This window comes from Aureimonas sp. Leaf454, from assembly GCF_001424685.1.
GTDB lineage: Bacteria > Pseudomonadota > Alphaproteobacteria > Rhizobiales > Rhizobiaceae > Plantimonas.
On the sequence record NZ_LMQT01000001.1, the window covers coordinates 119,521 to 132,103 of the forward strand.

11 protein-coding genes and 1 pseudogene are annotated in these 12,583 nt (G+C 65.4%); 9 read left to right on the top strand and 3 right to left on the bottom strand.

Annotated elements, in window-relative coordinates; translation table 11 throughout:
* Nucleotides 1-108 precede the first annotated feature (108 nt).
* From rfbC to rfbD, 3 genes are read left to right on the top strand one after another with little or no spacing between them, the layout of a single operon-like run.
* The gene (rfbC, locus tag ASG43_RS00525) at nucleotides 109-684 is read left to right on the top strand and encodes a dTDP-4-dehydrorhamnose 3,5-epimerase (RefSeq protein WP_056499052.1); all 576 of its coding nucleotides are present in this window, start codon (nucleotides 109-111) and stop codon (nucleotides 682-684) included.
* Nucleotides 681-1,748 carry a dTDP-glucose 4,6-dehydratase gene (gene rfbB, locus ASG43_RS00530; protein WP_056499059.1) on the top strand — a complete coding sequence of 356 codons (1,068 nt, stop codon included), beginning with the start codon at nucleotides 681-683 and terminating at the stop codon, nucleotides 1,746-1,748. The genes rfbC and rfbB overlap by 4 nt, the downstream gene beginning before the upstream one ends.
* On the top strand, nucleotides 1,745-2,626 hold the full coding sequence (rfbD, locus tag ASG43_RS00535; protein ID WP_056499061.1) for a dTDP-4-dehydrorhamnose reductase: 882 nt from the start codon (nucleotides 1,745-1,747) through the stop codon (nucleotides 2,624-2,626). Before rfbB ends, rfbD begins: the two co-directional genes overlap by 4 nt.
* Nucleotides 2,627-2,704: 78 nt before the next feature.
* On the opposite strand, the gene ASG43_RS00540 is transcribed toward rfbD, so the two are convergent.
* From ASG43_RS00540 to ASG43_RS00550, 3 genes are all read right to left on the bottom strand, one after another.
* Nucleotides 2,705-3,706, bottom strand: coding sequence for an adenosine kinase (locus ASG43_RS00540; protein WP_056499064.1), 1,002 nt, complete (start codon nucleotides 3,704-3,706; stop codon nucleotides 2,705-2,707).
* A 133-nt stretch (nucleotides 3,707-3,839) separates the two neighbouring features.
* Entirely contained in the window at nucleotides 3,840-5,063 is a 1,224-nt protein-coding gene (gene metK, locus ASG43_RS00545; RefSeq protein WP_056499065.1) for a methionine adenosyltransferase, read from the bottom strand.
* 150 nt (nucleotides 5,064-5,213) lie between these two features.
* On the bottom strand, nucleotides 5,214-6,497 hold the full coding sequence (locus tag ASG43_RS00550; RefSeq protein ID WP_056499066.1) for a nucleotide sugar dehydrogenase: 1,284 nt from the start codon (nucleotides 6,495-6,497) through the stop codon (nucleotides 5,214-5,216).
* 309 nt (nucleotides 6,498-6,806) lie between these two features.
* Here ASG43_RS00550 and ASG43_RS00555 point away from each other — a divergent pair, with 309 nt between their 5' ends.
* The 6 genes and pseudogenes from ASG43_RS00555 to ASG43_RS00580 all read left to right on the top strand — a co-directional run bounded on the left by ASG43_RS00555 (nucleotide 6,807) and on the right by ASG43_RS00580 (nucleotide 12,436).
* The gene (locus ASG43_RS00555; RefSeq protein WP_056499069.1) at nucleotides 6,807-7,709 is read left to right on the top strand and encodes a branched-chain amino acid ABC transporter permease; all 903 of its coding nucleotides are present in this window, start codon (nucleotides 6,807-6,809) and stop codon (nucleotides 7,707-7,709) included.
* Between the two features lie 2 nt (nucleotides 7,710-7,711).
* Nucleotides 7,712-9,115, top strand: coding sequence for a high-affinity branched-chain amino acid ABC transporter permease LivM (gene livM, locus ASG43_RS00560; protein ID WP_056499072.1), 1,404 nt, complete (start codon nucleotides 7,712-7,714; stop codon nucleotides 9,113-9,115).
* A pseudogene (locus ASG43_RS00565) lies at nucleotides 9,115-9,933 on the top strand (ABC transporter ATP-binding protein); the annotation flags it as partial. The gene livM and the pseudogene ASG43_RS00565, both read left to right, overlap by 1 nt.
* A 47-nt stretch (nucleotides 9,934-9,980) precedes the next feature.
* On the top strand, nucleotides 9,981-10,718 hold the full coding sequence (locus ASG43_RS00570; protein ID WP_056499080.1) for an ABC transporter ATP-binding protein: 738 nt from the start codon (nucleotides 9,981-9,983) through the stop codon (nucleotides 10,716-10,718).
* Nucleotides 10,719-10,726: 8 nt separating this feature from the next.
* The gene (locus ASG43_RS00575; protein WP_056499083.1) at nucleotides 10,727-11,074 is read left to right on the top strand and encodes a DUF6867 family protein; all 348 of its coding nucleotides are present in this window, start codon (nucleotides 10,727-10,729) and stop codon (nucleotides 11,072-11,074) included.
* A gap of 243 nt (nucleotides 11,075-11,317) precedes the next feature.
* Complete coding sequence (locus ASG43_RS00580; protein ID WP_056499084.1) at nucleotides 11,318-12,436, top strand: branched-chain amino acid ABC transporter substrate-binding protein; 1,119 nt, start codon at nucleotides 11,318-11,320, stop codon at nucleotides 12,434-12,436.
* Nucleotides 12,437-12,583 lie beyond the last annotated feature (147 nt).

Genomic DNA, 12,583 nt, shown 5'->3' on the forward strand with positions numbered 1-12,583 from the left:
AAGCGGGCCGAGGATCGGACGCCGGCGGGGACCTTCGGGTCGCGAGCCCTTGCCCGCGGCGCCGCGATTGCGCAAAAGGCGCTCCGACAGGACCAAAGGATCTCGCCCATGCTGGACGTCAGACCGCTCGACATTCCCGACGTCTTGGAGTTGATCCCGCGCCGCTTCGGCGACGATCGCGGATTCTTTTCCGAGACCTTCAAGCGCGAGCGCCTTCACGAGGCCGGCCTGACGCAGGACTGGATGCAGGACAACCAGTCCTATTCCAAGGATGTCTTCACGCTCCGGGGGCTGCATTACCAGGAGCCCCCCTTCGCGCAGGCCAAGCTCGTGCGCGTCCTGCGGGGCCGCATTCTCGACGTGGCGGTCGATATTCGTCGCGGCTCGCCCACCTTCGGACGCTGGGTGTCGCTGGAACTCTCCGCCGAGGCCTTCAATCAGATCCTCGTTCCCGTCGGCTTCGCCCATGGTTTCCTGACGTTGGAGCCGGACACCGAGGTCTTCTACAAGGTCTCCGCTCCCTATTCCGGCGCGCACGACCGCTCGATCCGCTACGACGATCCCGCCTTCGCCATCGACTGGCCGCTCGGCAAAGAAGAGCCGGTGCTCTCGGCCAAGGACAAGGCCGCCCCCTCGCTCGCCGAGGCCAATCCCCCCTTCGACTATGAGGAACCTGCCTCGTGAAGATCCTCGTCACCGGCGGCGCCGGCTTCATCGGCTCGGCCGTCTGCCGCCATCTCATCGCAAAGACCGAGCATTCCGTCGTCAATCTCGACAAGCTGACCTACGCGGCGAGCCTCACCTCGCTGGCCGACATCGAGGCCGATCCGCGCTATCGCTTCGTGAAGGGCGACATCCTCGACCGGCCCTTCGTCTCGGCTCTGCTGGCGGAGGAACAGCCGGACGCGATCATGCATCTGGCCGCAGAAAGCCATGTCGACCGGTCGATCGACGGGCCCGGCGACTTCATCCGCACCAACATCGTCGGCACCTACGAATTGCTGGAGGCCGCACGCGCCTATTGGATGGGGCTCGACGAGGCCGGCAAGGCGAGCTTCCGCTTCCACCACGTCTCGACGGACGAGGTGTTCGGCGACCTGCCGCTCGATTTCGGCCTCTTCACCGAAGACACGCCCTATGCGCCCTCCTCGCCCTATTCGGCGTCGAAGGCCGGCTCCGACCATTTGGCCATGGCCTGGTTCCACACCTATCACATGCCGGTCGTGCTCTCGAACTGCTCCAACAATTACGGCCCCTACCACTTTCCGGAAAAGCTGATTCCGCTGATCATTCTCAACGGCCTGGAGGGCAAGCGACTGCCGGTCTACGGCCGTGGCGAGAACGTGCGCGACTGGCTCTACGTGGACGATCACGCCCGCGCTCTGACATTGGTCGCGACCAAGGGCGAGCCCGGCCGGTCCTACAACATCGGCGGACGGAACGAGCGCTCCAATCTCGCGGTCGTCGAGACGATCTGCGACACGCTCGACCGGCTGTCGCCGATGGCGGACGGTCTGAAGCGCCGCTCGCTGATCGACTTCGTCACCGACCGCCCCGGGCACGACCTGCGCTATGCGATCGATGCGTCGCGGATCGAGACCGAACTCGGCTGGCGCGCGGAAGAAACCTTCGACAGCGGGTTGGAGAAGACCATCCGCTGGTATCTCGACAACGAGGCCTGGTGGGGACCGATCCGCGCCGAACGCTATGCGGGCCAGCGCCTCGGCGCCACGGGGAAGGCGTCGTGAAACTCCTGGTGACGGGACGGGACGGTCAGGTCGCCCGCTCCCTCCAGGCGCTTTCGGGTCCCGATATCGACGTCGTGGCGCTCGGACGCCCGCTCCTCGACATCACGGACCGCGCCAGCGTCGAACGCGCCATCGCCGAGCATCGGCCCGATGTCGTCGTGTCGGCGGCGGCCTATACGGCCGTCGACAAGGCTGAGAGCGATGTCGAAGCTGCCTTTGCCGTCAACCGCGACGGAGCGGCCCATGTCGCGGCGGTCGCAGCCGCGGCGAACCTGCCTCTCCTGCACCTGTCGACGGATTACGTCTTTCCCGGCATCAAGTCCGATCCCTATGTGGAATCCGACGCGACGGGGCCTAGCAGCATCTATGGACGCTCCAAGCTCGAAGGTGAGGAGGCGGTCCTTCGGGCCCATTCCGAGGCCGTCGTGCTGCGCACGGCCTGGGTCTACAGCCCCTACGGCAACAATTTCCTGAAGACCATGCTGCGTCTTGCCGGCGACCGCGACCGGCTGCGCGTCGTCGGCGACCAGATGGGAACGCCCACCTACGCGCCCGACATCGCGCAGGCCCTCGTCGTCGTCGCGCGACAGGTTCTCGCCCGTTCCGGCAGAGCCGCGGACGCCGGCATCTTTCACATGGTCGCGACGGGCGCGACGAACTGGGCGGGTTTTGCGACCGAGATCTTTCGCCAATCCGCCGAACGAGGTGGTCCGAGCGCCGAGGTCGAGGCGATCACGACCGCCGACTATCCGACGCCGGCACGGCGCCCCCCGAACTCGCGGCTCGACACCACGAAGTTCGAGACGACCTTCGCTCACGCGCTCCCGCACTGGCAGGACGGGATCCGTCGCTGCCTGGATGCGCTCGCCGCGTCGTGACGGCCGCGAGCTGAGCTCGGCCGTCGAAACGCCCCTCTCGCCGACGATGAGGACCGCATCGCCGGCAAGACGCGCCGCTCAGCCGTTGAGCACGGCCCGGACGGCGTCCAGTTCGTCCAAACGCGAGAAGGACCGGGGCCCGATCTGCTCGATGATCCGGCCGGCAGCGATCGCGCCGAGACGCGCGCTGACCTCATGCGAACGACCGGCCGTGTAGCCGCGCAGGAATCCGGCGGCGAAGAGGTCGCCGGCGCCCGTCGTGTCGACGACCGCGGAGACCGGATCGGCCGGAACCGCGATGCGGCGATCGCCCTCGACGACGATGCAGCCCTTCTCGCTGAGCGTCACCACGGCAAATCGCCGGGTTTCGGCGCCGATGCGAGAGAGGGCGTGGTCGAGATCCGCCGTCTCGTAGAGCGCCAGCGCCTCCGCCTCGTTGGCGAAGACGATGTCGACCGTGCCCGAGCGCAGGAGTTCGAGGAACTCGTCGCGATAGCGATGGACGCAGAAGCTGTCGGAGAGGCTCATGGCCACTTCGTGCCCGGCGCGATGGGTGATCTCGGCGGCGAGCCGGATCGCGTCCTTGGCGAGCGGCGGATCCCAGAGATAGCCCTCGAAATAGGTGACGCGCGCCGCCGCGACGAGGTCTTCGTCGATATCGGAAGGGGATAGCTCGACGCAGGCGCCGAGATAGGTGTTCATCGATCGCTCGCCGTCGGGCGTGACGAGGATCATGGAACGCGCGGTCGGCGGATCGCCGGCGAGAGGCGCCGTCCGGTAGACGACGCCGAGGGCCTGGATGTCGTGCGTGAAGATCGTGCCGAGCTGATCGTGCGAGACCTTGCCGATATAGGCGCTGGTGCCGCCGAGGCTGAGGACGCCGGCGGCCGTGTTCGCGGCGCTGCCTCCGGACATCTCGATGGCCGGCCCCATCGCGCCGTAGAGCGCCGTCGCCCGCGCGGTGTCGATCAGCGTCATCGAGCCCTTCTGGATGCCGGCCTCCGCCAGGAAGGCGTCGTCGGTCCGCGCGATGATGTCCACGATGGCATTGCCGATCGCCAGAACGTCGTACTCGGTCATGTCGGGATCTTTCGGGAGGAGAAGCCAGGAAGGCCGCTGCGCCGCCGAAGGGTCCGCGACCGACAGCCGATGCGTGGCGGTCGCGGTTCCAGCGATAGGGAAACCGCGACCTCGATGAACTCGGATCGAAGGGTCAGGCCGCTTTCGCGGGGCGGGCGGAAACGGCCGCCTTCAACTTGGCGACGAGGTCGGTCTTCTCCCAGGAGAACGAGCCGTCGCGACCGGGCTTGCGCCCGAAATGCCCGTAGGCGGAGGTCTGCGCGTAGATCGGCTTGGACAGGCCGAGATGCTCGCGGATGCCGCGCGGCGTCAGGCTCATCACCTCGCGCAGCGCCCCTTCGAGCGTCGCCTCGTCGACCTTGCCGGTATCGTGGAGATCGACATAGACCGAAAGCGGTTCGGCGACGCCGATCGCATAGGAGAGCTGGATCGAGCAACGGTCGGCGAGACCGGCTGCGACGACGTTCTTGGCGAGATAGCGGGCGGCATAGGCGGCGGAGCGGTCGACCTTCGTCGGGTCCTTGCCCGAGAACGCGCCCCCGCCATGCGCCGAGGCGCCGCCATAGGTGTCGACGATGATCTTGCGTCCGGTGAGGCCCGTGTCGCCGTCCGGTCCGCCGATGATGAACTTGCCGGTCGGATTGACGTGCCACTGGCATCCATCCTCGATCACGAGGCCGTCCAGCGCCTCGCGGATCACCGGCTCGACGATCTGGCGCACATCCGCCGAGGTCAGGCTTTCGTCGAGATGCTGCGTGGAAAGGACGATCTGCGTCACGCCGACCGGCTTGCCCTCGACATAGCGAACCGTCACCTGGCTCTTGGCATCGGGGCCGAGCACGCCGCAGCCCTTCTCGCCCGCCTTGCGATAGCGCGTGACGAGTTCGAGGATCTTGTGCGCGTAGTAGATTGGAGCCGGCATCAATTCCGGCGTCTCGCGGCAGGCATAGCCGAACATGATGCCCTGGTCGCCCGCGCCGACATCCTTGTTGCCGCTCTCGTCGACCCCGGCCGCGATGTCGACCGACTGGGGATGAAGGCGGATGTCGATCTTGGCGGTCTTCCAGTGGAAGCCCTCCTGCTCGTATCCGATATCGCGGATCGCGCGTCGCGCCGCCGACTTCACCTTGGAGCGCATGGACTTCTCGTCCAGCGACGTGCGCACTTCACCGGCGATGCAGACGTAATTCGTGGTGGCGAGCACCTCGGCCGCGACACGGACCTGCGAGGCGTCCATGCCGGACTTCTTGGCCTCTCGGAACAGCAGATCCACGATCTCGTCGGAGATCCGATCGCAGACCTTATCCGGATGGCCTTCCGAAACGCTCTCGCTCGTGAAGAAGTACTCGCTGCGCATTCTGCCAAGGCCTCTGTCATGGTCCGCCGGACCGCTTCTAGGCATAGGGCCTGTCGAGGGTCAAGGTACGGTTAACCTCGCGCCAGGACTTCTCTGCGACACCGAACTTGCCCGATTCCGACGAAATTCTGCTTGTTCGCGACTTGAAGATTAGATCCGGGCGTCGCTGTCCTCCACCGCAAGCACTTGCTTCATGTCGTAGAGAAGACCGTCCTCGCGCAGCCGGGACCGAAGGCCGGAAGCGCCCGCACGCCGGAAGGATTCGTGCCCGACGGCCAGAACGACGGCGTCGAAGGGCCCGTCCGGCATGTCCGTGCGAAGTCGGAGCCCGTAGGCCTCCTCCACCGCGACGGCGTCGGCCTCGGGATCGTGCACCACGACCTCGCCGACCACCGCGGCCAGCTCCGCCACGAGATCGGCGATCTTGGTGTTGCGGATGTCCGGACAATCCTCCTTGAAGGTGATGCCGAGAACGAGGACCCGCGCGGCCGACACGTCGATCTTTCGCCGCAACATGGCCTTGACGATGTCGAGGGCCACCCAGCCGGCCATGCGATCGTTGATGCGCCGTCCCGCCAGGATCATCTCGGGATGGAAGCCGATCGATTGGGCCTTGTGCGTGAGGTAATAGGGATCCACGCCGATGCAGTGACCGCCGACGAGTCCGGGCACATAGGGATGGAAGTTCCACTTCGTTCCGGCGGCGGCGAGAATGTCGCGCGTTTCGAGGCCCATGCGCTTGAAGAGCTGGGCCAGTTCGTTGACGAGCGCGATGTTGACGTCGCGCTGGATGTTCTCGATGACCTTGGCCGCTTCCGCGACCTTGATCGAGGCCGCCTTGTGCGTGCCAGCGGAAACGACACGCCGATAGATCGCATCCACGAGCTCCGCCGCTTCCGGCGTCGATCCCGACGTCACCTTCACGATGTCGGCGAATCCGCGCTGGCGGTCCCCGGGATTGATGCGCTCCGGCGAATAGCCCGCGAAGAAGTCGACGTTGAAGACGAGTCCGGAGACGCGCGCGAGGATCGGAACGCAGACATCCTCGGTCATGCCGGGATAGACGGTCGACTCGTAGACGACGAGGCTGCCCGGCCGCAGCGCCCGGCCGACCGTTTCCGAAGCGCGCTCGAGCGCCGTGAGATCCGGCTGCAAGGCGCCGTTGATCGGCGTCGGAACGGCGACGATGAAGACGCTGACCGCCTCGAGATCGGTCTCCGCGGCGGAAAACCGCAGGCGTGGCGTCGCGGCGAGACGCTCCGCCCTCACCTCTCCAGTCCGATCGAGCCCCGCCTCCAGTTCGCGGACCCGCCCGGCATCGATGTCGAAGGCGACGACGTCGAAGGCCTCGGACAGCGCCACGGCGAGCGGAAGGCCGACATAGCCGAGCCCGATCACGCCGATGCGGACGGCGTCCCATGCGATCAGGGCCATGGCGTCAGACTCCTCTGCGACGACTCTGCGGCGACGCCCGTCTCATGTTCGAACGCGAACGCCCTGGCAAGATCGCCCCGGCGAAGCGGGTCGACGTAGATCATTTCTGTTGATCGATGACATCAATCGATGGAATGGCGTCTTGCGTCGGCTTCTCCGCTATGAAACTGATCATACCCACGGATTGGTGATGGAAGAGGCGAACTGCGAGGATGCGGTTTGCTGGGGGCCTTCGACACGTCCGGATTTTCTCATTGGGGGTACCGCGCGGCTTCGTGATCCGAGCGCGCGGCGAAGCAAGGGCGCTTCATGGATACTTTTTTCCAACAGCTGATCAACGGCGTAACGCTGGGCTCGATCTACGGATTGATTGCGATCGGCTATACGATGGTCTTCGGCATCATCGGCATGGTGAACTTCTCCCATGGCGACGTGTTCATGGTGTCGTCCTTCTTCGCGCTGATCCTGTTCCTCGTGCTGACCACGTGGCTCGGGGTCTCCTCGGTGGCCCTGGCGCTGATCCTGGTCATGGTCGCGTCGATGATCCTCACCTCGATCCTCAGCTGGGCGATCGAGCGCGTGGCCTACAGGCCGCTGCGCGGATCGTTCCGCCTCGCGCCTCTGATCTCGGCGATCGGCATGTCCATCGTCCTCTCCAATTTCGTCCAGATCGCGCAGGGTCCGCGCAACAAGGCGACGCCGCCGATGCTGCGCGAGAGCTACGAGGTGTTCGGCGCGACGATCTCGCTGAAGCAGATCGTGATCTGGCTGGTGACCGCCGTGCTGCTGACCGTCTTCTGGTACATCGTGCAGAAGACCTCGCTCGGCCGGGCGCAGCGCGCCTGCGAGCAGGACCGCAAGATGGCGGGCCTTCTCGGCATCAATGTCGACTTCACGATCTCCCTGACCTTCGTGATGGGCGCCGCGCTCGCCGCCGTCGCCGGAACGCTCTTCCTCATGTATTACGGCGTCATCAACTTCGCGGACGGCTTCACGCCGGGCGTGAAGGCCTTCACGGCGGCGGTGCTCGGCGGCATCGGCTCGCTGCCGGGCGCCGTGATCGGCGGGCTGCTGATCGGCCTCATCGAGACCTTCTGGTCGCAATACGTCTCCGCCGACTACCAGAACGTCGCCGCCTTCTCGATCCTCATCGTGGTTCTGATCTTCATGCCGCAAGGCATCCTGGGTCGCCCGGAAATCGAGAAGGTCTGAGGATGACGGCACAGGTGACTTCACGGGCGGCGACGGCCTCCGGTCCCGATTTCGGCAGCGCCCTCAAGGATGCGGCCATCGCGGGGATCGTCGCACTCGCCATCTTCGGCCCCCTGGTCGGTCTGCGCACCAACCAGAACATGTCGAACGAGCTGATCGTCGAGAACAATTTCGGCGCGGCCCTGATCATGGTCGCGATGGTCGCGATCGGTCGTTTCGTTCTCTCCGCCTTCGTCTTCCCGGCGCTGGCGGCGCGCAAGGAACGCGGCAAGCCGGCGGCCGCCGTTCAAGTCGATGCCGAGGCGCGGCGCATCCGCCACCAGCGGATGTTCCGGACCGGCATTCTGCTTCTCCTCCTCTACCCCGTCATCGTCGTGCTCCTGACCGGCGTGCAGGGCTCGATCAAATGGGTCGACAATCTCGGCGTCCAGATCCTGATCTACGTGATGCTGGGCTGGGGTCTCAACATCGTGGTCGGCCTCGCCGGACTTCTCGATCTCGGCTACGTCGCCTTCTACGCGGTCGGCGCCTATAGCTACGCACTGCTGGCGATCAACTTCGATCTGTCCTTCTGGGTGCTGCTGCCCGTCGCCGGCATCCTGGCCGCGAGCTTCGGCATCATGCTCGGCTTCCCGGTCCTGCGACTGCGCGGCGACTACCTCGCCATCGTGACCCTCGCCTTCGGCGAGATCATCCGCCTCGTCCTCATCAACTGGCGCGAGTTCACGGGCGGCGCGGCGGGCATCTCCTCCATCCCGAAGGTGACGTTCTTCGGCCTCTACTCGTTCGACGTCGGCGCCGCGAACAACTTCGCCAAGGTCTTCGAACTTCCGATGTCCTCGGCCTATTACAAGATCTTCCTCTATTACCTGATCCTCGCCCTCGCCCTCCTCACCGCCTTCGTCACCGTCCGGCTGCGTCGTCTACCGATCGGCCGGGCCTGGGAAGCGCTCCGCGAAGACGAGGTCGCTTGCCGCTCCCTCGGCATCAACACCACGACGACGAAGCTGACCGCGTTTGCGATCGGCGCGATGTTCGCCGGCTTCGCCGGCTCCTTCTTCGCGGCCCGCCAGGGCTTCGTCTCGCCGGAATCCTTCGTCTTCCTGGAATCGGTGGTCATCGTCGCCATCGTCGTCCTCGGCGGCATGGGTTCGATGGTCGGCGTCGCGGTCGCGGCGGTCGTGATGATCGGCGGCTCCGAGATGCTGCGCGAGCTTTCCTTCCTCAAGGCCGTCTTCGGCAACGACTTCAACCCGGATCACTATCGCATGCTCATCTTCGGCCTCGTCATGGTCGCCATCATGCTCTGGCGTCCGCGCGGCTTCGTCTCCGCCCGCCAGCCGACCGCCTTCCTCAAGGAACGCAAGGCGATCTCGTCCGATCTCGTGACGGAAGGTCACGGCTGATGAGCAACGCCTGGGACAAGGACCCCGTCCTCAAGGTCGAACACGTGACCATGCGCTTCGGCGGGCTGACCGCGGTGAAGGACCTTTCCTTCGTCGCCGGCCGCGGCGAGGTGACCGCCCTGATCGGACCGAACGGAGCGGGAAAGACCACGGTCTTCAACTGCATCACCGGCTTCTACAAGCCGACGTCCGGCATGTTCGCGCTCCATCACAAGGATGGCACGAAGCATCTCCTGGAGCGGATGCCCGACTTCAAGATCGCGCGGGTCGCCAAGGTCGCCCGCACCTTCCAGAACATCCGGCTCTTCGGCGGCATGACGGTTCTCGAGAACCTTCTCGTCGCCCAGCACACGCCCCTCATGCGCGCTTCGGGCATGACCGTTCTCGGCATTCTCGGGTTCAAGGGCTATCGCCGGGCCGAGCGCGAGGCGGTGGAGCGGGCGAGCTACTGGCTGGAGCAGACGCGCCTGATCGACCGGGCCGACGACCCCGCGGCCGATCTCCCCTACGGTGCCCAGCGGCGTCTGGAAATCGCCCGCGCCATGTGCACCGAGCCGGCGCTTCTCTGCCTCGACGAGCCCGCCGCAGGCCTCAACCCGCGCGAATCGGCCGAGTTGAACACGCTCCTCCTCGGCATCCGCAAGGAGCACGGAACCTCGATCCTCCTGATCGAGCACGACATGTCCGTGGTCATGGAGATTTCCGACCATGTCGTCGTGCTCGAATATGGCACGAAGATCTCGGACGGAACGCCCAACGAGGTGAAGAACGATCCGCGCGTGATCGCCGCCTATCTCGGCGTCGACGACGAAGAGGTGGAACAGGTGGAGAAGCAGCTCGACGTCCTGACCGGGGAGGCCGTTCGATGAGCGCGGTGGCCGCAGCGCCCCTGCTCCAGGTCCGGGGCGTCAAGACCTTCTACGGCAAGATCATCGCGCTGAAGGGCATCGATGTCGACGTTCGGCCGGGCGAGATCGTCACCCTGATCGGCGCCAACGGCGCCGGCAAATCGACGCTGATGATGACGATCTTCGGCAACCCGCAGGCGCGCGAGGGCTCCATCGTCTACGACGGCGCCGACATAACCCGCATGCCGCCGCACGAGATCGCGCGGCTGCGCGTCGCGCAGTCTCCCGAGGGTCGGCGCATCTTCCCGCGCATGACCGTTCTCGAAAACCTGCAGATGGGCGCATCGCTCGACAACAACCGCTTCTTCGCCGAGGACGTGGAGAAGATGTTCACGCTCTTCCCGCGGCTGAAAGAACGGATCGGGCAGCGCGGCGGCACGCTGTCCGGCGGCGAGCAGCAGATGCTGGCGATCGCACGCGCCCTGATGGCGCGCCCCAAGCTCCTCATGCTGGACGAGCCCTCTCTCGGCCTCGCCCCGCTCATCGTGAAGCAGATCTTCGATGCGATCCGTCTGCTCAACAAGGAAGAAGGCTTGACCGTCTTCCTCGTGGAGCAGAACGCCTATCATGCGCTGAAGCTCGCCCATCGCGGCTACGTCATGGTGAACGGCGTCATCACCATGAGCGGAACGGGCCGCGAACTCCTGGAAAACCCCGAGGTCAGGGCAGCCTATCTCGAAGGCGGGCATCACTGAGGACCGATATGCAGGGATTGTTCTTCGAAGACTCGTCCATCATCCCGTTTCTGCTCGTCACCGTCGTTCTCGGCGGCGGCGCGGCGTGGATGACGGGACGCAGCTGCGCACTGACATGGCGACCGCTGGTCGTCCTTTTCTTCTACCTGCTGATTCTCGGACTCGCCGTGCGCTTCGTGCATGTGACGGTCCTGGGAGGAACGCTGGCGTCCTTCTACTACTATCTCACCGATACGATCGTGCTTCTGGTGATCGGCTTCATCGGCTTCCGGCATACGCGGACGACGCAGATGGTCAACCAGTATCACTGGCTGAACGAGCGGACGGGGCCGCTCTCCTGGCGCGAGATCGCCTAAGGAATCGCGCCGGATCGGCTGCGCTTCGGCGCGTGGGCCCGGCGTGTGACGGAGCCGGCGGCGATATCGCCGCCAGGCCGACGTCCGTTGAAACGACATCGAACGATAGGATGACGTTTCAGCAAAAGAATCAGGGTGACAAGGCCGGTAAAGTGATGAAATCTCACCTCCGGCAGCGTCGTCCGATAACCGGTTCCCGTCCGGCGGAACCAGCCTCCTCCTTCAACATCAGCGGAGTCCCGAATGCGTAAGTATCTTCTGTCCAGCGCGGCAATGATCGCCAGCGTTCTTCTCACCGGCTCCGCCCTCGCCGAGATCAAGCTCGGCGTCGCCGGCCCGCTGACCGGCCCGAACGCGGCTTTCGGCGCTCAGCTCCAGAAGGGTGCCGAGCAGGCCGTCGCCGACATCAACGCCGCCGGCGGCATCAACGGCGAGCAGATCGTCCTGACGCTCGGCGACGACGTCTCCGATCCCAAGCAGGGCGTCTCGGTGGCCAACAAGTTCGTCGGCGACGGCGTCACCTTCGTGGTCGGCAACTTCAACTCCTCCGTCTCGATCCCCTCCTCCGAGGTGTTCGCCGAGAACGGCATCCTGCAGGTCACCCCGGCCTCGACGAACCCCACCTTCACCGAGCGCAGCCTCTGGAACACGTTCCGCACCTGCGGCCGTGACGACCAGCAGGGTGCCGTCGCGGGCGGCTACATCGCCTCCAACCTGAAGGACAAGAAGGTCGCCGTCATTCACGACAAGACGACCTACGGCCAGGGCCTTGCGGACGAGACCAAGAAGGCGATGAACGCGGCCGGCGTGACGGAAGTCATGTACGAAGGTGTGAACGTCGGCGACAAGGACTTCTCGTCGCTGATCTCCAAGATGAAGGCGGCCGGAGTCGAGGTCGTCTACTGGGGCGGTCTTCACACTGAAGGCGGCCTGATCATCCGTCAGTCGGCCGACGCCGGCTTCAAGCCCGTCGTCATGTCCGGCGACGGCATCACCTCGGACGAGTTCGCCTCGATCGGCGGCCCGGCCGTCGAAGGCACGCTGATGACGTTCGGCCCGGATCCGCGCAAGAACCCCGCTTCGGCCGACGCCGTCGCGAAGTTCCGCGCCGCCGGTTTCGAGCCGGAAGCCTACACGCTCTATTCCTACGCGGCCGTCCAGGTCATCGCGGAAGGCATCAAGCGCGCCGGCTCCACGGATGCCCAGGCCGTTGCCGCCAAGCTCCACGAGGGTGAGCCGATCACCACCGTCATCGGATCGCTCGCCTACGACGCCAAGGGCGACCGTAAGGATGCCGACTACACGATGTATGTCTGGAAGCCGAACGCCGACGGCAAGATCACCTACGCCCAGATGGATTGATCCGCTTTCAGCGGATCGACCATTCGCCTAACGTCTCGCCCGCTCCGGACCATCCGGAGCGGGCGATTTCGTTCGAGAGACGACCCTGACGCATCGCACACGATGTGAGCCGCAGCCGCTTCTCGTGCGATCGGCCCCGATCCTGCA

Coding starts and splice junctions, on each gene's coding strand:
- rfbC (WP_056499052.1), top strand. CDS start 109: ATGCTGGACGTCAGACCGCTCGACATTCCCGACGTCTTGGAGTTGATC.
- ASG43_RS00540 (WP_056499064.1), bottom strand. CDS start 3,706: ATGACCGAGTACGACGTTCTGGCGATCGGCAATGCCATCGTGGACATC.
- metK (WP_056499065.1), bottom strand. CDS start 5,063: ATGCGCAGCGAGTACTTCTTCACGAGCGAGAGCGTTTCGGAAGGCCAT.
- ASG43_RS00550 (WP_056499066.1), bottom strand. CDS start 6,497: ATGGCCCTGATCGCATGGGACGCCGTCCGCATCGGCGTGATCGGGCTC.
- ASG43_RS00555 (WP_056499069.1), top strand. CDS start 6,807: ATGGATACTTTTTTCCAACAGCTGATCAACGGCGTAACGCTGGGCTCG.
- livM (WP_056499072.1), top strand. CDS start 7,712: ATGACGGCACAGGTGACTTCACGGGCGGCGACGGCCTCCGGTCCCGAT.
- ASG43_RS00570 (WP_056499080.1), top strand. CDS start 9,981: ATGAGCGCGGTGGCCGCAGCGCCCCTGCTCCAGGTCCGGGGCGTCAAG.
- ASG43_RS00575 (WP_056499083.1), top strand. CDS start 10,727: ATGCAGGGATTGTTCTTCGAAGACTCGTCCATCATCCCGTTTCTGCTC.
- ASG43_RS00580 (WP_056499084.1), top strand. CDS start 11,318: ATGCGTAAGTATCTTCTGTCCAGCGCGGCAATGATCGCCAGCGTTCTT.